Here is a 20,982-nt window from a genome sequence, read left to right as displayed (position 1 = left end):
GCAAATACATCAATCCGCGATTTTACTCGAGGATCTTGGCAACCACACCAGCACCGACCGTGCGGCCGCCTTCGCGAATTGCGAAACGCAGACCTTCTTCCATCGCGATCGGGTTGATCAGCTTCACCGTGATCGACACGTTGTCGCCCGGCATCACCATTTCCTTGTCCTTCGGCAACTCGATCGAGCCCGTCACGTCCGTCGTACGGAAGTAGAACTGCGGACGATAGTTGTTGAAGAACGGCGTATGACGGCCACCTTCGTCCTTGCTCAGCACGTACACTTCAGCAGTGAAGTGCGTGTGCGGGTTGATCGAACCCGGCTTGGCCAGAACCTGGCCACGTTCCACGTCTTCACGCTTCGTGCCGCGCAGCAGGATACCGACGTTGTCGCCTGCCTGCCCCTGGTCGAGCAGCTTGCGGAACATTTCCACGCCCGTGCAGGTCGTCTTCACCGTCGGCTTGATACCGACAATTTCGATTTCCTCGCCGACCTTCACAACGCCGCGCTCAACGCGACCCGTCACCACCGTACCACGACCCGAGATCGAGAACACGTCTTCCACCGGCATCAGGAACGCACCGTCAACTGCGCGCTCCGGCGTCGGGATGTACGTGTCCAACGCGTCGGCCAGATTCATGATCGCCACTTCGCCCAACTCGCCCTTGTCGCCTTCCAGCGCCAGCTTGGCCGAACCCTTGATGATCGGCGTCTCGTCGCCCGGGAAGTCGTACTTCGACAGAAGTTCGCGAACTTCCATCTCGACCAGTTCCAGCAACTCGGCGTCGTCCACCATGTCGCACTTGTTCAGGAACACGATGATGTACGGAACGCCAACCTGACGCGCCAGCAGGATGTGCTCACGCGTTTGCGGCATCGGGCCATCAGCGGCCGAGCACACCAGGATCGCGCCGTCCATCTGCGCTGCGCCCGTGATCATGTTCTTCACATAGTCAGCGTGGCCCGGGCAGTCGACGTGCGCGTAGTGGCGGTTAGCCGTTTCGTACTCGACGTGTGCCGTGTTGATCGTGATACCGCGCGCCTTTTCTTCCGGCGCCGCGTCGATCTGGTCGTATGCCTTCGCTTCGCCGCCAAACTTCTGCGTCAGAACCGTCGTGATCGCTGCCGTCAGCGTGGTCTTGCCGTGGTCAACGTGACCGATCGTGCCGACGTTCACGTGCGGCTTGGTCCGTTCGAATTTACCTTTAGCCATGTTTCTCTTCTTTCAAAAAGTTAATCGTTGAATGACTTGCCGCGCGATTACTTCGACTTCGCGTTGATGATCGCTTCCGACACGTTACGCGGTGCTTCGGAGTAGTGCTTGAACTCCATCGTGTACGTTGCACGACCTTGGGTCAGCGAACGCAGCGACGTCGAGTAGCCAAACATTTCCGACAGCGGCACCTCGGCGCGAACAATCTTGCCGCCGCCAACCATGTCGTCCATGCCCTGCACGATGCCGCGACGACCCGACAGGTCGCCCATCACGTTGCCCATGTAATCTTCAGGCGTTTCGACTTCTACAGCCATCATCGGTTCGAGGATGACCGGTTGAGCCTTGCGCATTGCTTCCTTGAACGCCATCGAGCCGGCCATGCGGAACGCATTTTCGTTCGAGTCAACGTCGTGGTACGAACCGAACGTCAGGTGCACCTTGACGTCGACCACCGGGAAGCCTGCCAGCACGCCTGCCTTCAGCGTTTCCTGGATACCCTTGTCCACCGCCGGGATGTATTCGCGCGGAATGACACCGCCCTTGATCTCGTCGAGGAACTCATAGCCCTTGCCTTGCTCATTCGGCTCGAGCGTGATGACTGCGTGACCATACTGGCCGCGACCACCCGACTGCTTGACGAACTTGCCGTCAACGTCTTCCGCCTTGCCGCGAATCGTTTCGCGATAAGCAACCTGCGGCTTGCCGACAGTCGCTTCCACGCCGAATTCGCGCTTCATCCGGTCAACCAGAATTTCCAGGTGGAGCTCGCCCATGCCCGAAATAATGGTTTGACCCGATTCTTCGTCCGTTTGAACGCGGAACGATGGATCTTCCTGTGCCAGACGGTTCAGCGCCAGACCCATTTTTTCCTGGTCGGGCTTCGTCTTCGGCTCAACAGCCTGCGAAATCACCGGCTCAGGGAAAATCATGCGTTCGAGCACGATCGGGCTTTGCGGATCGCATAGCGTATCGCCGGTCGTTGCGTCTTTCAGGCCGACTGCAGCAGCGATGTCGCCTGCGCGGACTTCCTTGATTTCTTCGCGCTGGTTCGCGTGCATCTGCAGAATACGACCCAGACGCTCCTTCTTGTCTTTGGTCGCGTTCAGCACGGTGTCACCCGAATTCACGACGCCCGAGTACACGCGGAAGAAGATCAACTGGCCGACGAACGGGTCGGTCATGATCTTGAATGCCAGTGCCGAGAACTTCTCGTCGTCAGCAGCGCGGCGCTCGCCCTTTTCACCGTTTTCCAGCTCGCCCGTAACCGGCGGGATGTCGATCGGCGACGGCAGGAAATCGAGCACGGCGTCCAGCATGCGTTGCACGCCCTTGTTCTTGAACGCGGTACCGCACAGCATCGGCTGGATTTCGCAAGCGATCGTACGGTCGCGGATACCCTTGACGATTTCCGCTTCGGAGAGCTCGCCCTCTTCCAGGTACTTGTTCATCAGCTCTTCGCTAGACTCAGCAGCCGCTTCGACCATCTTTTCGCGCCACTCGTTGCACGAGTCGACCAGTTCGGCCGGGATTTCTTCGTACGAGAACTTGGTGCCTTGGGACGCTTCGTCCCAAATGATCGCTTTCATCTTCAGCAGATCGACGACGCCCGTGAAGTTCTCTTCCGCGCCGATAGGCACCACGACCGGAACCGGGTTCGCCTTCAGACGCAGCTTGAGCTGGTCGTAAACCTTGAAGAAGTTCGCGCCTGTACGGTCCATCTTGTTAATGAACGCGAGACGGGGAACCTTGTACTTATTAGCCTGACGCCACACGGTTTCCGACTGGGGCTGAACGCCGCCCACGGCGCAGTAGACCATGCACGCGCCGTCGAGCACGCGCATCGAGCGCTCAACTTCAATCGTGAAGTCGACGTGGCCCGGGGTGTCGATGATGTTGATGCGGTGCTCAGCGCGGTCGCCAGCCATGCCTTTCCAGAACGCCGTGGTAGCAGCGGACGTGATCGTGATGCCGCGTTCCTGCTCCTGCTCCATCCAGTCCATGGTGGCAGCGCCGTCGTGAACTTCACCAATCTTGTGGTTCACGCCGGTGTAAAACAGGATGCGCTCGGTCGTCGTCGTTTTGCCGGCGTCGATGTGAGCGCTAATACCGATGTTACGGTAGCGCTCGATAGGTGTCTTGCGAGCCACTTTGATCCTCTATTGGGATGACGCGATGCGAGAAAATACCCATCGCGCTGTAACACAAACGGGCGAGGCGCTTTGTAAGCGCACCCGCCCGGAATTTCTTTCCGTTTTTTCCGCTAAACCCGGATTCGGGAAGCTTAGAAACGGAAGTGCGAGAACGCCTTGTTGGCTTCTGCCATCCGGTGAACTTCGTCGCGCTTCTTCATTGCGCCGCCACGGCCTTCGGCCGCCTCGGAGAGTTCACCTGCCAAACGCAGGGCCATCGACTTCTCGCTGCGCTTCTTCGCGGCTTCACGCAGCCAACGCATCGCCAATGCCATACGACGCGACGGGCGCACTTCGACCGGAACCTGATAGTTCGCACCACCAACGCGGCGGCTCTTCACTTCGACCACCGGCTTGACGTTGTTGAGCGCTACCGTGAACACTTCCAGCGGGTCCTTGCCACCCTTGGTCTGGATCTGTTCGAAAGCGCCGTACACGATACGCTCGGCAACCGACTTCTTGCCGGAGAGCATCAGCACGTTCATGAACTTAGCTACATCTACGTTACCGAATTTCGGATCCGGCAACACTTCCCGCTTGGGGACTTCGCGACGACGCGGCATGTTTCTTCCTTTAACTTTTCAGTTGGAGCTATTTTTAGCCCCGCGGCCACCAACTAACCCGATTCATCTCTAACGACTTACCAGCCTGGTCGGGTGACCACTTACTCGACAGCACCGGCGATTCCGGTACCACCGCTATTACCGCCTTTGCAGGCGACCTGAAACTACTGATCGGCTAATTACTTACCGGCCTTGGCACGCTTCGCACCGTACTTCGAGCGAGCCTGCTTACGATCCTTGACGCCCTGGGTATCCAGCGAGCCGCGAACCATGTGGTAACGCACACCCGGCAAATCCTTGACACGGCCGCCGCGAATCAGCACGACCGAGTGTTCCTGCAGGTTGTGGCCTTCACCACCGATGTACGAAATGACTTCGAAGCCGTTCGTCAGACGAACCTTGGCAACCTTACGCAGTGCCGAGTTAGGCTTCTTCGGCGTCGTGGTGTACACACGGGTGCACACGCCGCGACGCTGGGGGCAGTCCTGCAAAGCCGGGCTCTTGCTCTTCGTCGTTTCCGACGCGCGGCCTTTGCGAACCAGTTGATTGATGGTTGGCATTGTTTATTCCTGAAATTGAACAAAATCGACGCATCTGTTTCCGGGCAAAGCAGAAACTATTGCGCATCGAACTTCCGGACCGGTAGCCTGCGCACGAATAGACTTCGCGCGCAGGCATTCCAAGAACCGGAACCTAGCATAATATTCCGAAATTACTAAGGGAGTCAACAGGTTGCGATGTTTCGCACCCCTGCCAACCTAGTCAGGCACTCGCTGAGCGCTCAGTCGGCGGCGACCACTTCCAGCAATTCGTCACCGAAACGGTCGAGTTTGCGAGCGCCCATACCCGGAATGCCGCGTAAATCCTCGATGGAATCGGGGCCGTTACGGGCAATTTCCGCCAGCGTCGCGTCGTGGAAGATCACGTACGCCGGCACGCCGTCGCTCTTCGCCGTTTCAGTGCGCCATGCGCGCAGGCGTTCCCAGCGGGCACGTTCGCGCGGTCCCATGCCGATTGTCGGGTCGGCACGTTCGCTGGTCCGGCCGGACGATTGACGCGTACGCGTCGGCTTCACGTACCGGCGCATCGTGACGTTTTGCTCGCCCTTTAGCACGGGTTTGCTTGCCTCGGTCAGGACCAGCGAGCCGAATCCCTCATGATCGACCGTCAGATAGCCGAACGCGACAAGTTGGCGAAATATCGCGCGCCACTCCGGTTCGCCTAGCGCCGAGCCGATGCCGAACGTGGTCAGTTTCTCGTGACCACGCTGCAGGATTTTCTCGTTGCTGTTGCCGCGCAGGATGTCGATCAGATGTCCCGCGCCGAAATGAAAGCCGCTCGCCCGCTGCGCGCGGAACACGCACGACAGCGCCATCTGTGCCTCACGCGTTGCATCCCAGGTGTCCGGCGGTTCGAGACAGTTGTCGCAGTTGCCGCATGGCTTGCTCGACTCGCCGAAGTACGCCAGCAACCGCACTCGCCGGCAGGTTGCCGCTTCGCAGAGACCGAGCAGCGCGTCCAGCTTGCCGGTCTGCACGCGCTTGTGCGCGTCGTCGGCGTCGGACTCGTCGATCATCTTGCGTTGCTGCACGACGTCGCCGAGGCCGTAGGCCATCCATGCATTCGCCGGCATGCCGTCGCGGCCCGCGCGCCCCGTTTCCTGGTAATAGCCTTCGACACTCTTCGGCAAGTCGAGGTGAGCGACAAAACGCACATCCGGCTTGTCGATGCCCATGCCAAACGCGATCGTCGCGCACATCACGATGCCTTCCTCGCGCTGAAACATCTCCTGATGCTTCTGACGGAATTCGAACTCCATGCCGGCGTGATACGGCAGCGCGCGCATCCCTTTTTCTTTCAGCCACTCCGCGGTCTCTTCGACCTTGCGGCGCGACAGGCAATAAACGACACCGGCGTCGGTCGTGCCATCGGGCTTTGAATGTTCTGCGCGGATGAAGTCCAGCAACTGCGTACGCGCGTTGTCCTTTTCGACGATGCGATAGCGGATGTTCGGCCGGTCGAAGCTCGACACGAAAATGCGCGCGTCGTCCAGCGCGAGCCGGTGGATGATCTCATCCCGCGTGATTGCATCGGCGGTGGCCGTCAGTGCGATTCGGGGCACGTTCGGAAACCGCTCGTGCAGCACCGACAACTGAATGTATTCCGGCCGGAAATCATGTCCCCATTGCGACACACAATGAGCCTCGTCGATGGCGAATAAGCCGATGCGCGTACGCTCCAGCAATTCCTGGAAACGGGGCGTCATCAACCGTTCCGGCGCCACGTAAAGCAGGTCGATTTCGCCTTCGCGCAATGCACGCTCGGTCGCCATTGCCTCGGCGCTCGACAGCGTCGAATTCAGATACGCGGCGCGCACGCCTACCTCTGTAAGCGCGGCCACCTGATCCTGCATCAGCGCGATCAGCGGCGACACAACGATGCCAGTGCCGAAGCCGCGTTCGCGGCGCACCAGCGACGGAATCTGATAGCACAAGGATTTGCCGCCGCCCGTCGGCATCAGCACGAGACAATCGCCGCCGCCGGCGACGTGCTCGACAATTTCGCCCTGCTGTCCTCTGAACGCGGGGTAACCGAAGACTTCGTTGAGGATTTCGAGCGGACGGGACATGAATTTGAGAGAAGCAGCGTGATGCCGGTGACACGAATTTTACCAACGCATTCGTGCTGCGCCCGCGCTTTACTGCAACGTTAGCCGTTCGGCCTACCAAAGCAGGGTTAAGCGCGCAAAAAAGAAAGCGCATAAAAAAAGCCGCTCAGTCGAAACTGAGCGGCTTCGCTGGCTGGTAAGCCCAGGCGGCTTGCGCCGCTTGGGCTTACTGACCTGAGCTTACTCGCCTGAGTGCTGCTGTTCGGCGGCCGGGGTTTCCGGCGTACCGAATTCGAACGACTCTTCCGCTGCGATCTGATCGAAACGCTCGCGGTCGGACAGTTCCTTGCTCTTGCGTGCCTTGTGGAACGCGAGACCCGTACCGGCCGGAATCAGACGGCCGACGATCACGTTTTCCTTCAGACCACGCAGGTCGTCGCGCTTGCCCATGATCGCCGCTTCGGTCAGCACGCGGGTCGTTTCCTGGAACGACGCCGCGGAGATAAACGAATCAGTCGACAACGAGGCCTTCGTGATACCGAGCAGCACGTTTTCGTACGTTGCCGGACGCTTGTCTTCCGCGATCATACGGTCGTTTTCGTCGAGCATATCCGACCGCTCGACCTGTTCGCCCGGGATGAAACGCGTATCGCCGTTGTCCGTAATCTGCACGCGGCGCAGCATCTGACGAACAATCACTTCAATGTGCTTGTCGTTGATCTTCACGCCTTGCAGACGGTACACGTCCTGCACTTCGTCCACGATGTAACGCGACAGCGCCTCGACGCCCTGCAAACGCAGAATGTCGTGCGGATCCGCCGGCCCGTCGACGATCATTTCGCCCTTGTTGACGACCTGACCATCGTGCACCAGAACCTGCTTTTCCTTCGCGATCAGGAACTCGTGCTGGTTGCCCTCGAGGTCCGTGATAACGAGACGCTGCTTGCCCTTCGTGTCCTTACCGAACGACGTCGTACCCGTGACTTCCGCCAGGATACCTGCGTCCTTCGGCGAACGTGCTTCGAACAGTTCCGCCACACGTGGCAGACCGCCTGTAATGTCACGCGTCTTCTGCGATTCAGTCGGGATCCGTGCGAGCACTTCACCGACCTGCACTTGCTGACCGTCCTTCACGGTAATCAGAGCGCCGACCTGGAAGCCGATCTGCACCGAGTGCTCGGTGTTCGGGATCTTGACTTCTTCGCCGTTCGCATCGAGCAGCTTGACCTGCGGACGCACCGTCTTCGACGCTTGCGAACCACGACGCTTCACGTCGATCACGACCAGCGTGGACAGACCCGTCACGTCGTCGATCTGCTTGGCAACCGTCACGCCTTCTTCGACGTTTTCGAACTTCACCGTACCACCGTACTCGGTGATGATCGGACGCGTCATCGGATCCCACGTCGCCAGTTGCGTGCCGGCCTTGATCTGCGCGCCGTCCAGTTGCAACAGCGTCGCGCCGTACGGCACCTTGTGACGTTCGCGCTCGCGACCGTGGTCGTCGGTGATCATCGCTTCGCCCGAACGCGAGATGACGATCTGCTCGCCCTTCGCGTTGGTGACGTAACGCATGGTTGCCGTGAAACGCACCGTACCGTTCGACTTCGCTTCAACCGACGAAGCCACCGCCGCACGCGATGCCGCACCACCGATGTGGAACGTACGCATCGTGAGCTGCGTGCCCGGTTCACCGATCGACTGCGCAGCGATCACACCGACTGCTTCACCGACGTTGACCGACGAGCCACGACCCAGGTCGCGGCCGTAGCAGGCTGCGCACAGACCGTAACGCGTTTCGCAAGTCAGCGGCGTACGCACGCGCACTTCGTCGATACCGAGGCGTTCGATTTCTTCGACCGCATCTTCGTCGAGCAACGTGCCCGTTTCGTACAGCGTTTCCTGCGATTCCGGATTGACGACGTCAGCCACCGTCACGCGCCCGAGGATACGGTCACGCAGCGCTTCGACGACTTCACCGCCTTCGACCAACGCCTTCATGGCGACGCCGTTGGACGTACCGCAATCGTCCTCGACCACCACCAGATCCTGCGTCACGTCGACCAGACGGCGCGTCAGGTAACCCGAGTTTGCCGTCTTCAGTGCCGTATCAGCCAGACCCTTACGTGCGCCGTGGGTCGAGATGAAGTACTGCAACACATTCAGGCCTTCACGGAAGTTCGCCGTAATCGGCGTCTCGATGATCGAGCCGTCCGGCTTCGCCATCAGGCCACGCATACCGGCCAGCTGACGAATCTGAACCGCGGAACCACGAGCACCCGAGTCCGCCATCATGTAAATCGAGTTGAACGATTCCTGACGCGTTTCGTTGCCGTCGCGATCCGTGACCGGTTCCGTCGACAACTGCTCCATCATCGCCTTACCGACCGCTTCCGACGTTGCCGACCAGATGTCGACCACGTTGTTGTAGCGTTCTTGTGACGTGACGAGACCCGACATGTACTGACGGTCGTATTCCTTCACCTTCTTCGCGGCGTCGCCGACGATGGTTTCCTTCTGCGGCGGCACGAGCATGTCGTCGACGCAGATCGAGATACCCGCGCGCGTTGCCAGACGGAAACCCGACTGCATCAACTGGTCGGCGAAAATCACCGTTTCACGCAGACCGCACTTGCGGAATGCAGTGTTGATCAGACGCGAGATTTCCTTCTTCTTCAGCGGCTTGTTCAGCACCGAGAACGGCAGGCCCGGCGGAAGGATTTCCGACAGGATTGCGCGGCCGACGGTGGTTGGGTACAGCGAGATCTTCGGCACGAACGCCGGCGCACCTTCCGACTTGTCTTCGTTATGGACCATTTCTGTGATCCGCACGTTGACGCGCGAGGCCAGCTCGACTTCCTTGTTCTCGTACGCACGCAATGCTTCCGACACACCGGTGAACGTCAGACCTTCGCCCTTGGCGTTCACTGCTTCACGCGTCGCGTAGTACAGGCCGAGCACGATATCCTGCGACGGCACGATCGACGGATCGCCGTTGGCCGGGAACAGAATGTTGTTCGACGCCAGCATCAGCGTGCGCGCTTCCATCAGCGCTTCGAGCGACAGCGGCACGTGAACAGCCATCTGGTCACCGTCGAAGTCGGCGTTGAACGCCGCGCAAACGAGCGGGTGCAGCTGGATCGCCTTACCTTCGATCAGCACCGGCTCGAAAGCCTGAATGCCGAGACGGTGAAGCGTAGGCGCACGGTTCAGCATGACCGGATGTTCACGAATGACTTCTTCGAGAATGTCCCACACCACCGGCGTCTGGTTCTCGACTTCCTTCTTCGCAGCCTTGATGGTGGTGGCGACACCCATCACTTCGAGCTTGTTGAAGATGAACGGCTTGAACAGTTCGAGCGCCATCAGCTTCGGCAGACCGCACTGATGCAGCTTGAGCGTCGGGCCGACCACGATCACCGAACGGCCCGAATAGTCGACGCGCTTACCGAGCAGGTTCTGGCGGAAACGACCGCCCTTACCCTTGATCATGTCAGCGAGCGACTTCAGCGGACGCTTGTTCGCGCCGGTCATAGCCTTACCGCGACGACCGTTGTCGAGCAGCGAATCGACGGCTTCCTGTAGCATCCGCTTTTCGTTGCGGACGATGATTTCAGGCGCCTTCAATTCGAGCAGACGCTTCAACCGGTTGTTACGGTTGATCACGCGGCGATACAGGTCGTTCAGGTCCGACGTCGCAAAGCGGCCGCCATCCAGCGGCACCAGCGGGCGCAGTTCCGGCGGCAGCACCGGCAGCACTTCGAGCACCATCCAGTCAGGCTTGATGCCCGAACGCTGGAAAGCCTCGAGCACCTTCAGGCGTTTCGCGTACTTCTTGATCTTCGCTTCCGAACCCGTGTTCTTGAGTTCGGTGCGCAGCATCTCGACCTGTTCGTCGATGTTGATCGCGCGCAGCAGTTCGCGCACGCCTTCCGCGCCCATCTCGGCACGGAATTCGTCACCGTATTCTTCGACCTTGTTGTAGTAATCCTCTTCGGTCATGATCTGCCGCGCTTTCAGCGGCGTCATGCCCGGATCGATCACGACATATGCTTCGAAGTACAGCACGCGTTCGATGTCGCGCAGCGTCATGTCGAGCACCATGCCCAGACGCGACGGCAGCGACTTCAAAAACCAGATGTGCGCAACCGGCGAGGCCAGTTCGATGTGGCCCATGCGTTCGCGACGCACTTTCGCCAGCGTCACTTCAACGCCGCACTTCTCGCAGATCACGCCACGGTGCTTCAGGCGCTTGTACTTGCCGCAAAGGCATTCGTAGTCTTTGATCGGCCCGAAGATCTTCGCGCAGAACAAACCATCGCGTTCCGGCTTGAACGTCCGGTAGTTGATGGTTTCCGGCTTCTTCACTTCACCGAACGACCACGAACGGATCTTGTCCGGCGAAGCCAGACCGATCTTGATCGCGTCAAAAACTTCAGGCTGTTGGACTTGCTTGAATAGATCGAGCAGAGCTTTCATTGCTTTCTCTCCGTAGTCCGATTAGTTGCGGTCGAGGTCGATATCGATACCGAGCGAGCGGATTTCCTTCACCAACACGTTGAAGGATTCCGGCATGCCGGCGTCGATTACGTGATCGCCCTTGACCAGGTTTTCATAAACCTTGGTCCGGCCTGTCACGTCGTCCGACTTCACCGTCAGCATTTCCTGCAGCACGTACGATGCGCCGTACGCTTCGAGCGCCCACACTTCCATTTCACCGAAACGCTGGCCACCGAATTGCGCCTTACCGCCCAACGGCTGCTGCGTCACGAGCGAGTACGGGCCCGTGGAACGCGCGTGCATCTTGTCGTCGACCAGGTGGTGCAGCTTCAGGTAGTGCATGTAGCCGACTGTCACCGTGCGTTCGAACATTTCGCCCGTGCGGCCGTCGTACAGACGCACCTGATTCTTCGACGGCGTCATGCCGAGCTGCTTCGCGATATCGTCCGGGAATGCCAGATCCAGCGCGCGCGACATTTCTTCTTCCGTCGCGCCGTCGAACACCGGCGTAGCGAACGGCACGCCTTCGCGCAGGTTCTTCGCCAGTTCGACGATCTCGTCGTCCGTGAAGCTGTCCAGCTCTTCGGCGCGGCCCGACTCGTTGTAGATCTTGGCCAGGAATTCGCGCAGTTCAGCGATCTTCGCCTGGCGCTGCAGCATTTCGCCGATACGCCAGCCGAGACCCTTCGCGGCCCAACCCAGATGCACTTCGAGAACCTGACCCACGTTCATCCGCGACGGCACGCCGAGCGGGTTCAGAACGACGTCAGCCGGACGGCCGTCGGCCATGTACGGCATGTCTTCGATCGGAACGATCTTCGACACGACACCCTTGTTACCGTGACGGCCGGCCATCTTGTCGCCAGGCTGCAGGCGGCGCTTGACTGCCAGGTACACCTTGACCATCTTCAACACGCCCGGCGGCAGTTCGTCGCCTTGCGTGAGCTTCTTGCGTTTTTCTTCGAACGCCAGATCGAACTGGTGACGCTTCTGTTCGATCGAGTCCTTGATGGCTTCGAGCTGTGCCGCTGCCTCTTCGTCCGCGAGGCGGATGTCGAACCAGTGGTAGTGATCCAGATCTTGCAGATAAGCCTGTTCGATCTTCGTGCCCTTGGCCAGCTTCTTCGGACCGCCGTTCGCGACCTTGCCGTCGAGCATACGTGCGAGACGCTGGAACGCATCGCCTTCCACGATACGCAGCTGGTCGTTCAGGTCGAGGCGATAGCGCTTCAGTTCATCGTCGATGATCTGTTGCGCGCGCTTGTCGCGCTGAATGCCTTCACGCGTGAACACCTGGACGTCGATCACGGTGCCGCTCATGCCCGACGGCACGCGCAGCGACGTGTCCTTCACGTCCGAAGCCTTTTCGCCGAAAATTGCGCGCAGCAGCTTTTCTTCCGGCGTCAGCTGGGTTTCACCCTTCGGCGTCACCTTACCGACCAGCACGTCGCCCGCTTCGACTTCCGCGCCGATGTAGACGATGCCCGACTCGTCGAGACGGCCGAGTTGCACTTCAGCCAGGTTCGAGATGTCGCGCGTGATTTCTTCCGGTCCGAGCTTCGTATCGCGAGCTACGACGTTCAGTTCTTCGATGTGGATCGACGTGTAACGGTCGTCAGCAACCACCTTCTCCGAGATCAAAATCGAGTCTTCGAAGTTGTAGCCGTTCCAGGGCATGAACGCGACCAGCATGTTCTGGCCGAGAGCCAGTTCGCCGAGGTCGGTCGATGCACCATCCGCCAGCACGTCGCCACGCGACACGATATCGCCGACCTTTACGATCGGGCGCTGGTTGATGTTCGTGTTCTGGTTCGAACGCGTGTACTTGATCAGGTTGTAGATGTCCACGCCGACGTCGCCAGCAACGGCTTCGTCGTCGTTCACGCGGATCACCATACGGCCTGCGTCGACGTAATCCACCACGCCACCGCGGAATGCCTGAACCGTCGTACCCGAGTCGACTGCCACCGTGCGTTCGATACCCGTACCGACCACGGCCTTTTCAGGACGCAGACACGGCACAGCCTGACGCTGCATGTTCGAACCCATCAATGCGCGGTTCGCGTCATCGTGCTCGAGGAACGGAATCAGCGATGCTGCCACCGACACGATCTGCGACGGCGCCACGTCCATGTACTGGATGCGGTCCGGCGTGACCATCAGCGTTTCGCCTGCTTCACGCGACGACACCAGTTCGTCGGTCAGCGAGCCGTCTTCAGCCACCGCCGCGTTCGCCTGAGCGATCACGTAACGGCCTTCTTCGATCGCCGACAGATAGTCGATCTGATCGGTCACCTTGCTGTCCACGACCTTGCGATACGGCGTTTCGAGGAAGCCGTATTCGTTCAGGTGCGCGTACAGAGCGAGCGAGTTGATCAGGCCGATGTTCGGACCTTCCGGCGTTTCAATCGGGCACACACGACCGTAGTGAGTCGGGTGCACGTCGCGGACTTCAAAACCAGCGCGCTCACGCGTCAAACCGCCCGGGCCAAGTGCCGAAACACGGCGCTTGTGGGTAATTTCCGACAACGGGTTCGTTTGGTCCATGAACTGCGACAGCTGCGACGAACCGAAGAACTCGCGAATTGCCGAGGAAATCGGCTTCGAGTTGATCAGGTCGTGCGGCATCAGGTTTTCGCTTTCGGCTTGGCCGAGGCGTTCCTTCACAGCACGTTCGACGCGCACGAGACCTGCGCGGAACTGGTTTTCCGCCAGTTCGCCGACGCAACGCACACGACGATTGCCCAAGTGGTCGATGTCGTCCACTTCGCCCTTGCCGTTACGCAACTCGACTAGGATCTTGATCGTGGCGAGGATGTCGTCGTCTTGCAGCGTCATCGGGCCGACGATTTCGTCGCGACCGACGCGGCGATTGAACTTCATACGACCCACCTTCGAGAGGTCATATGCGTCTTCGCTGTAGAACAGACGGTTGAACAGCGCCTCGACCGCTTCTTCGGTCGGCGGCTCGCCCGGACGCATCATGCGGTAGATCGCGATGCGAGCGGCCATCTTGTCCGCGGTTTCGTCGATACGCAGCGTCGACGAGATGTACGGACCTTGATCCAGATCGTTCGTGTAGAGCGTCTGGATGTCTTTGATCTTCGACTCGCGCAGCTTCTCGAGCACGGTTTCCGTGATTTCGTCGTTCGCGTTAGCGATGACTTCACCTGTGTCGCCGTCCACGACGTTTTTCGCCAGCACGCGGCCGAGCAAATAGTCTTCCGGAACCGAGATGAACTTGGTCTTCGCGTTGTCGAGATCGCGAATGTGCTTCGCGTTGATCCGCTTGTCCTTCTGGACGATCACGTTGCCATCACGGTCCGTGATGTCGAAACGCGCGACTTCACCACGCAGACGCTCCGGAACGAATTCCATTTGCGCGCCTTCCGGCATCAGCGTGAAATTGTCGAACACGAAGAAGTTTGCGAGGATCTGTTCCGGCGTGAGGCCGATTGCCTTCAGCAGGATCGTGACCGGCATCTTACGGCGACGGTCGACGCGGAAGTACAACACGTCCTTCGGGTCGAACTCGAAATCGAGCCACGAACCGCGGTAAGGAATGATACGTGCCGAGAACAGGAGCTTGCCCGAGCTGTGCGTCTTGCCCTTGTCGTGTTCGAAGAACACACCCGGCGAACGGTGCAGCTGCGAAACGATCACACGTTCCGTGCCGTTGATGACGAACGAACCCGTCGGCGTCATGAGCGGAATTTCGCCCATGTACACTTCCTGTTCTTTCACTTCCTTAACAACCGGCTTGCTCGGCGATTCCTTGTCGAGCAGCACCAGACGCACTTTCGCGCGCAGGGCCGAGCAGTACGTCAAACCGCGCTGCTGACATTCCTTGATGTTGAATGCCGGCGGCGACAGCATGTAGCTGACGAACTCTAGACGAGCGAACCCGTTATGCGAAACAATTGGGAAAACGGAGGTAAACGCAGCCTGCAGGCCTTCCGGCTTGCGTTGCGTGGACGACGTGTCTGCTTGCAGAAACGTACTGAATGATTCAAGCTGGGTAGCCAGCAGGAAAGGTACTTGGTGAACGATGGGGCGCTTCGCAAAACTCTTGCGAATACGCTTCTTCTCGGTGAAGGAATATTGCATACGATCTCCGAATCACGGCGGGCATTGTTGTCGAGGCAGGATACCTTGATGAGACAACCCGAGTGTTCACCGACTGAGACCCGATGGCCGTCCGATGGCTTGAACGAGCCTAGAAGCTTGGTGGTTGGCCGCTACCAACCGCTGGCTGACGGCAGCGGATGCCTATGTTGCCCGCTACCCGACCAAACTTGCCTTCTGCAGTCGCTTCAGAAGACAAAGAGAAGCGCCGGTCAATGTTGCCGAATGGCGATTTTCTTTGGCCTCTGGGGCATCGGTTATTGCCGAAACTAGCTGGCAAAAACATAGTCCCCACAAAGCACAAAAAGGCCGGCGGTGGAAAACCGCCAGCCTTCGCACAGCGCGCTGAAACTTACTTGATTTCAGCCTTCGCGCCGGCTTCTTCCAGCTTCTTCTTGGCTTCTTCAGCAGCAGCCTTCGGTACTGATTCCTTAACAGGCTTCGGTGCGCCGTCGACCAGGTCCTTCGCTTCCTTCAGGCCGAGACCCGTCAGTTCACGAACCGCCTTAATGACCGAAACCTTGTTCGCGCCGACTTCCGTCAGGTTGACCGTGAATTCGGTTTGCTCTTCAGCTGCAGCAGCAGCGGCGCCGCCTGCCGGGCCTGCCACTGCAACGGCAGCTGCCGACACGCCAAACTTTTCTTCGAACGCCTTGACCAGCTCGTTCAGTTCCAGAACCGACATCGAGCTGACTGCCTCGAGGATGTCTTCTTTTGCGATTGCCATTTGAAATACTCCTAAATTGAATTCGGATACAGCCAGCGATCAATCACGCTCGACTGAAGTGCGTTACGCAGCGGTTTCTTCGCCTTGTTTCTTTTCTGCCAGCGCGGCCAGAGCGCGCGCGAAGCCGGAAACAGGTGCTTGCATAACGTACAACAGCTTGGAGAGCAGTTCTTCGCGACTCGGGATGTTTGCCAGCGCTTGCACGCCAGCCTTATCCATCACCTTGCCTTCGTAGGAACCAGCCTTGATGATCAACTTGTCATTGGTTTTGCCGAAGTCGTTGACGACCTTGGCAGCAGCAATTGCATCTTCCGAGATGCCGTAGATCAGGGGACCAGTCATCTGCTCTGCCAGCGGAGCAAACGGGGTACCTTCGACAGCACGACGCGCCAACGTGTTTTTCAACACGCGAAGGTAAACCTGTTGCTCACGCGCTTTCGCGCGCAGCTTGGTCAGATCGCCAACCGCGATTCCACGATACTCAGCCAGAACCACGGTCTGGGCTTTCGCGACTTGCGCGGCAACCTCAGCGACGACGGCCTGCTTGCTTTCTTTGTTGAGTGGCACGGTTAACCTCCAGATTCGATACACGCGGCGTGCGCCTTGTGTACCGCATTCAATAACGGCGTCCGACCAGTCAGGAGTATTTCGACCGCCCGACATCCGCATTGCTCCGGACATCGACCAGTTTCATCACTACAAAACCTTTTCGGGTTCGCCATCTGCGTTGGCTTTACATTAAGGACTCGCCTATCTGCTGCGTGTCCGCCAACGGTCTTTGACAACCGGCTGCGCAATGCAAACTGCCATTTTCGCAACCGCCCAAAGCCCATAAAACCGCCTCGACTCACGCCGAGGCGATCAAATCTTTTACTGTGCGGCGATCGATGCCTGGTCGACGCGAACGCCAACACCCATCGTGCTCGACAGCGCGACCTTGCGCAGGTACACACCCTTGCTCGTTGCCGGCTTTGCTTTTTGCAGCGCGTCGACAAGAGCGTTCAGGTTGCTACGCAGAGCCGTCGGCTCGAACGAAGCACGGCCGATGGTCGCGTGGATAATACCGGCCTTATCGACACGGAATTGCACCTGACCAGCCTTGGCGTTCTTGACCGCGGTCGCGACGTCCGGCGTAACCGTACCGACTTTCGGGTTCGGCATCAGGCCGCGCGGGCCGAGGATCTGACCGAGCGTACCGACAACGCGCATCGTGTCCGGCGAAGCGATCACGATGTCGAAGTCCAGTTTGCCAGCCTTAACCTGTTCAGCCAGGTCTTCCATACCGACGACTTCTGCGCCGGCTGCACGGGCCTGTTCAGCCTTTTCGCCCTGTGCGAACACAGCGACGCGGACCGACTTACCGGTACCTGCCGGCAGAACGACCGAACCACGGACCACTTGGTCCGATTTCTTCGCGTCGATACCGAGCTGCACTGCGACGTCGATCGACTCGTCAAACTTCGCGCTTGCGCATTCCTTCACGAGCGACAGAGCTTCGTCGATTGCGTACAGTTTTTGACGATCAACCTTGGCTGCAAATGCTTGCAGACGCTTCGAAAGCTTAGCCATTTACACGCCCTCCACGGTGATGCCCATCGAGCGGGCGCTACCAGCGATCGTACGAACCGCTGCGTCCAGATCAGCTGCCGTCAGATCGGGCATCTTGGTCTTGGCGATGTCTTCAGCTTGAGCGCGGGTGATCTTGCCGACCTTATCGGTATGCGGTTTGCTCGAACCCTTGTCGATCTTCGCTGCCTTCTTGATCAGAACCGTTGCCGGCGGCGTCTTCAAAACGAACGTGAAGCTCTTGTCCGCGAACGCGGTGATCACGACCGGAATCGGCAGACCCGGTTCCAGTGCTTGGGTCTGCGCGTTAAATGCCTTGCAGAACTCCATGATATTCAGGCCGCGTTGACCCAGTGCCGGACCGACCGGCGGCGACGGATTGGCTTTACCTGCAGGAATCTGCAGTTTGATAAAGCCGATGATTTTCTTTGCCATGTTGAAAACCTCTTTGGAACACCGCATAAGTACATGCGAGTGTCAGTGAGTAGTAGCGCGCATTCGCCGAAATATCGGCTACTTACGCTCCTCAACGGCCATTGCGCGGACCGTAAGCGCGAAATACGGAACGCACCTGCTGATGCGCTCCGTGGAATTCTGGATTACAGCTTTTCGACCTGGCCGAATTCCAGCTCGACCGGCGTTGCGCGACCGAAAATTGTAACCGAAACACGGACGCGTGACTTTTCATAGTTCACTTCTTCGACGCTGCCGTTGAAGTCGGTAAACGGACCATCCTTTACCCGCACCATCTCGCCCACTTCGAACAGGGTCTTCGGACGCGGTTTCTCCACGCCTTCCTGCATTTGCGACATGATCTTCTCAACTTCACGCGGAGAAATCGGACTCGGACGATTACGCGCACCACCTACGAAACCGGTCACCTTTGCCGTATTTTTCACGAGGTGCCACGTCTCGTCCGTCATTTCCATCTCAACGAGCACGTAGCCCGGAAAGAAACGACGCTCGGTCACCGATTTGTGACCACCCTTCACCTCGACCACTTCTTCAGTCGGAACGAGGATTTGACCAAACTGGTCTTGCATGCCAGCACGTTCGATGCGCTCCTGAAGCGCACGTTGCACGCTCTTCTCCATGCCGGAGTAGGCGTGCACGACGTACCAACGCTTGCCGCTCGGGGATGCCGGAGTATCGCTCATATCATTTCCAACCCAGAATCACCGAGAAAATCGCCCATTCGATGGATTTGTCGCTAACCCAAAGAAAGATTGCCATGACGAACACGAAGCCGAACACTACTAGCGTTGTTTGAGTAGCCTCTTTGCGGGTCGGCCAAACAACCTTACGCACTTCTTTGTACGAGTCTTTGGCGAAAGCGATGAAACCCTTGCCAGGCGCGGAGAGAAGACCGACTGCAACCCCCGCGATCGCACCTACAGCCAAGGCGGCTCCGCGGACGTACCATTCCTGGCCGCTAAGCCAGAAGAACCCCACGAACCCGGCCAAGACCAACAATACGCCCGCGACGAGCATCAGCTTGTCGCCAGATGTATTTACAGTTTCGACGGAAGGATTCGCCATAACACCTTAACGAAGCGCCACATATGGCGCGAGAGTTGGCAGGGGCAGAGGGAATCGAACCCCCAACCTTCGGTTTTGGAGACCGACGCTCTGCCAGTTGAGCTATACCCCTAAACCACTTGGGGTTGACGACACCGCCAACCCCGAAACTACCGATCAACGAGAACTATCTGGCGTTACTCGAGGATCTTGGCAACCACACCAGCACCGACCGTGCGGCCGCCTTCGCGAATTGCGAAACGCAGACCTTCTTCCATCGCGATCGGGTTGATCAGCTTCACCGTGATCGACACGTTGTCGCCCGGCATCACCATTTCCTTGTCCTTCGGCAACTCGATCGAGCCCGTCACGTCCGTCGTACGGAAGTAGAACTGCGGACGATAGTTGTTGAAGAACGGCGTATGACGGCCACCTTCGTCCTTGCTCAGCACGTACACTTCAGCAGTGAAGTGCGTGTGCGGGTTGATCGAACCCGGCTTGGCCAGAACCTGGCCACGTTCCACGTCTTCACGCTTCGTGCCGCGCAGCAGGATACCGACGTTGTCGCCTGCCTGCCCCTGGTCGAGCAGCTTGCGGAACATTTCCACGCCCGTGCAGGTCGTCTTCACCGTCGGCTTGATACCGACAATTTCGATTTCCTCGCCGACCTTCACAACGCCGCGCTCAACGCGACCCGTCACCACCGTACCACGACCCGAGATCGAGAACACGTCTTCCACCGGCATCAGGAACGCACCGTCAACTGCGCGCTCCGGCGTCGGGATGTACGTGTCCAACGCGTCGGCCAGATTCATGATCGCCACTTCGCCCAACTCGCCCTTGTCGCCTTCCAGCGCCAGCTTGGCCGAACCCTTGATGATCGGCGTCTCGTCGCCCGGGAAGTCGTACTTCGACAGAAGTTCGCGAACTTCCATCTCGACCAGTTCCAGCAACTCGGCGTCGTCCACCATGTCGCACTTGTTCAGGAACACGATGATGTACGGAACGCCAACCTGACGCGCCAGCAGGATGTGCTCACGCGTTTGCGGCATCGGGCCATCAGCGGCCGAGCACACCAGGATCGCGCCGTCCATCTGCGCTGCGCCCGTGATCATGTTCTTCACATAGTCAGCGTGGCCCGGGCAGTCGACGTGCGCGTAGTGGCGGTTAGCCGTTTCGTACTCGACGTGTGCCGTGTTGATCGTGATACCGCGCGCCTTTTCTTCCGGCGCCGCGTCGATCTGGTCGTATGCCTTCGCTTCGCCGCCAAACTTCTGCGTCAGAACCGTCGTGATCGCTGCCGTCAGCGTGGTCTTGCCGTGGTCAACGTGACCGATCGTGCCGACGTTCACGTGCGGCTTGGTCCGCTCAAACTTACCCTTGGCCATTTTCGACTCCTAAGAGGATTTTCCGTACGTTGCGCCGGGCGCAAACAATCACCGAGTACTTCTGGTGCCCATGGGCAGGATCGAACTGCCGACCTCTCCCTTACCAAGGGAGTGCTCTACCACTGAGCCACATGGGCGCTACTTTCGTGTTGCTGGAGCGGGTGAAGGGAATCGAACCCTCGTCGTAAGCTTGGAAGGCTTCTGCTCTACCATTGAGCTACACCCGCAAGAATTCATGGATTCCCAACAACTACTACAACTTGCATTCTGGTGGAGGAGGTTGGATTCGAACCAACGTAGGCGTAAGCCAACAGATTTACAGTCTGCCCCCTTTAGCCACTCGGGCACCCCTCCGCAGAGAACTGATGATTATGAGGGAACAACCGACTGTTGTCAAGGCTCGCTTGACTGTCCCAAACCCTAAGCTCTCACTTATATAGTTGTTTGATCACGGCGGTAAACGCAGAAACCCCACCTTTTTGGGGTGGGGTTTCTGTCTGCTGCGGGGGAGCCTGACGATGACCTACTTTCACACGGGTAATCCGCACTATCATCGGCGTGGCGTCGTTTCACGGTCCTGTT

14 protein-coding genes and 4 tRNA genes are annotated in these 20,982 nt (G+C 58.8%); all 18 read right to left on the bottom strand.

Annotated features, from left to right (window positions below; translation table 11 throughout):
- Window positions 1-22: 22 nt before the first annotated feature.
- The gene (gene tuf, locus NE850_RS32025) at window positions 23-1,213 is read right to left on the bottom strand and encodes an elongation factor Tu (protein WP_007180138.1); all 1,191 of its coding nucleotides are present in this window, start codon (window positions 1,211-1,213) and stop codon (window positions 23-25) included.
- Between the two features lie 47 nt (window positions 1,214-1,260).
- Window positions 1,261-3,363: an elongation factor G gene (fusA, locus tag NE850_RS32020; RefSeq protein WP_007180139.1), complete on the bottom strand. Its 2,103-nt coding sequence runs from the start codon at window positions 3,361-3,363 to the stop codon at window positions 1,261-1,263.
- Window positions 3,364-3,497: 134 nt separating this feature from the next.
- Complete coding sequence (rpsG, locus tag NE850_RS32015; RefSeq protein WP_006053291.1) at window positions 3,498-3,968, bottom strand: 30S ribosomal protein S7; 471 nt, start codon at window positions 3,966-3,968, stop codon at window positions 3,498-3,500.
- Between the two features lie 179 nt (window positions 3,969-4,147).
- Window positions 4,148-4,528 carry a 30S ribosomal protein S12 gene (gene rpsL / locus NE850_RS32010; protein WP_006998493.1) on the bottom strand — a complete coding sequence of 127 codons (381 nt, stop codon included), beginning with the start codon at window positions 4,526-4,528 and terminating at the stop codon, window positions 4,148-4,150.
- Window positions 4,529-4,749: 221 nt separating this feature from the next.
- Entirely contained in the window at window positions 4,750-6,597 is a 1,848-nt protein-coding gene (gene recQ, locus NE850_RS32005) for a DNA helicase RecQ (RefSeq protein WP_165187157.1), read from the bottom strand.
- Between the two features lie 219 nt (window positions 6,598-6,816).
- Window positions 6,817-11,055 carry a DNA-directed RNA polymerase subunit beta' gene (gene rpoC, locus NE850_RS32000; RefSeq protein ID WP_310699858.1) on the bottom strand — a complete coding sequence of 1,413 codons (4,239 nt, stop codon included), beginning with the start codon at window positions 11,053-11,055 and terminating at the stop codon, window positions 6,817-6,819.
- A 21-nt stretch (window positions 11,056-11,076) separates the two neighbouring features.
- Window positions 11,077-15,183, bottom strand: a complete 4,107-nt coding sequence (gene rpoB, locus NE850_RS31995) for a DNA-directed RNA polymerase subunit beta (RefSeq protein WP_007180142.1) — start codon at window positions 15,181-15,183, stop codon at window positions 11,077-11,079.
- A gap of 370 nt (window positions 15,184-15,553) precedes the next feature.
- Complete coding sequence (rplL, locus tag NE850_RS31990) at window positions 15,554-15,928, bottom strand: 50S ribosomal protein L7/L12 (RefSeq protein WP_007180143.1); 375 nt, start codon at window positions 15,926-15,928, stop codon at window positions 15,554-15,556.
- A 63-nt stretch (window positions 15,929-15,991) separates the two neighbouring features.
- On the bottom strand, window positions 15,992-16,495 hold the full coding sequence (gene rplJ, locus NE850_RS31985) for a 50S ribosomal protein L10 (RefSeq protein ID WP_007180144.1): 504 nt from the start codon (window positions 16,493-16,495) through the stop codon (window positions 15,992-15,994).
- 303 nt (window positions 16,496-16,798) lie between these two features.
- Window positions 16,799-17,497, bottom strand: coding sequence for a 50S ribosomal protein L1 (rplA, locus tag NE850_RS31980; protein WP_007180145.1), 699 nt, complete (start codon window positions 17,495-17,497; stop codon window positions 16,799-16,801).
- Window positions 17,498-17,929: a 50S ribosomal protein L11 gene (rplK, locus tag NE850_RS31975; RefSeq protein WP_007180146.1), complete on the bottom strand. Its 432-nt coding sequence runs from the start codon at window positions 17,927-17,929 to the stop codon at window positions 17,498-17,500.
- A 164-nt stretch (window positions 17,930-18,093) separates the two neighbouring features.
- Window positions 18,094-18,651: a transcription termination/antitermination protein NusG gene (gene nusG / locus NE850_RS31970; protein ID WP_007180147.1), complete on the bottom strand. Its 558-nt coding sequence runs from the start codon at window positions 18,649-18,651 to the stop codon at window positions 18,094-18,096.
- Window position 18,652: 1 nt separating this feature from the next.
- On the bottom strand, window positions 18,653-19,033 hold the full coding sequence (gene secE, locus NE850_RS31965; RefSeq protein WP_011490062.1) for a preprotein translocase subunit SecE: 381 nt from the start codon (window positions 19,031-19,033) through the stop codon (window positions 18,653-18,655).
- A gap of 36 nt (window positions 19,034-19,069) precedes the next feature.
- Window positions 19,070-19,145, bottom strand: a tRNA-Trp gene (locus tag NE850_RS31960).
- A gap of 64 nt (window positions 19,146-19,209) precedes the next feature.
- Window positions 19,210-20,400 (bottom strand): elongation factor Tu, encoded by a 1,191-nt coding sequence (gene tuf, locus NE850_RS31955; protein WP_007180138.1) that lies wholly within the window; start codon window positions 20,398-20,400, stop codon window positions 19,210-19,212.
- Between the two features lie 62 nt (window positions 20,401-20,462).
- Window positions 20,463-20,537, bottom strand: a tRNA-Thr gene (locus NE850_RS31950).
- A 16-nt stretch (window positions 20,538-20,553) separates the two neighbouring features.
- Window positions 20,554-20,627, bottom strand: a tRNA-Gly gene (locus tag NE850_RS31945).
- A gap of 41 nt (window positions 20,628-20,668) precedes the next feature.
- A tRNA-Tyr gene (locus NE850_RS31940) sits at window positions 20,669-20,754 on the bottom strand.
- Window positions 20,755-20,982: the final 228 nt, after the last annotated feature.

The organism is Paraburkholderia sp. USG1 (assembly GCF_031570135.1).
Taxonomy (GTDB): domain Bacteria; phylum Pseudomonadota; class Gammaproteobacteria; order Burkholderiales; family Burkholderiaceae; genus Paraburkholderia; species Paraburkholderia dioscoreae.
The sequence above is the reverse complement of the archived record's forward strand: the minus strand, read 5'-3'. Positions and strand labels throughout refer to the sequence as shown.

Bases quoted from the DNA above. Each gene is read 5' to 3' on its own strand.
- tuf (WP_007180138.1), bottom strand. From the start codon at position 1,213: ATGGCTAAAGGTAAATTCGAACGGACCAAGCCGCACGTGAACGTCGGC.
- rpsG (WP_006053291.1), bottom strand. From the start codon at position 3,968: ATGCCGCGTCGTCGCGAAGTCCCCAAGCGGGAAGTGTTGCCGGATCCG.
- rpsL (WP_006998493.1), bottom strand. From the start codon at position 4,528: ATGCCAACCATCAATCAACTGGTTCGCAAAGGCCGCGCGTCGGAAACG.
- recQ (WP_165187157.1), bottom strand. From the start codon at position 6,597: ATGTCCCGTCCGCTCGAAATCCTCAACGAAGTCTTCGGTTACCCCGCG.
- rpoC (WP_310699858.1), bottom strand. From the start codon at position 11,055: ATGAAAGCTCTGCTCGATCTATTCAAGCAAGTCCAACAGCCTGAAGTT.
- rpoB (WP_007180142.1), bottom strand. From the start codon at position 15,183: ATGCAATATTCCTTCACCGAGAAGAAGCGTATTCGCAAGAGTTTTGCG.
- rplL (WP_007180143.1), bottom strand. From the start codon at position 15,928: ATGGCAATCGCAAAAGAAGACATCCTCGAGGCAGTCAGCTCGATGTCG.
- rplA (WP_007180145.1), bottom strand. From the start codon at position 17,497: ATGGCTAAGCTTTCGAAGCGTCTGCAAGCATTTGCAGCCAAGGTTGAT.
- rplK (WP_007180146.1), bottom strand. From the start codon at position 17,929: ATGGCAAAGAAAATCATCGGCTTTATCAAACTGCAGATTCCTGCAGGT.
- nusG (WP_007180147.1), bottom strand. From the start codon at position 18,651: ATGAGCGATACTCCGGCATCCCCGAGCGGCAAGCGTTGGTACGTCGTG.
- secE (WP_011490062.1), bottom strand. From the start codon at position 19,033: ATGGCGAATCCTTCCGTCGAAACTGTAAATACATCTGGCGACAAGCTG.
- tuf (WP_007180138.1), bottom strand. From the start codon at position 20,400: ATGGCCAAGGGTAAGTTTGAGCGGACCAAGCCGCACGTGAACGTCGGC.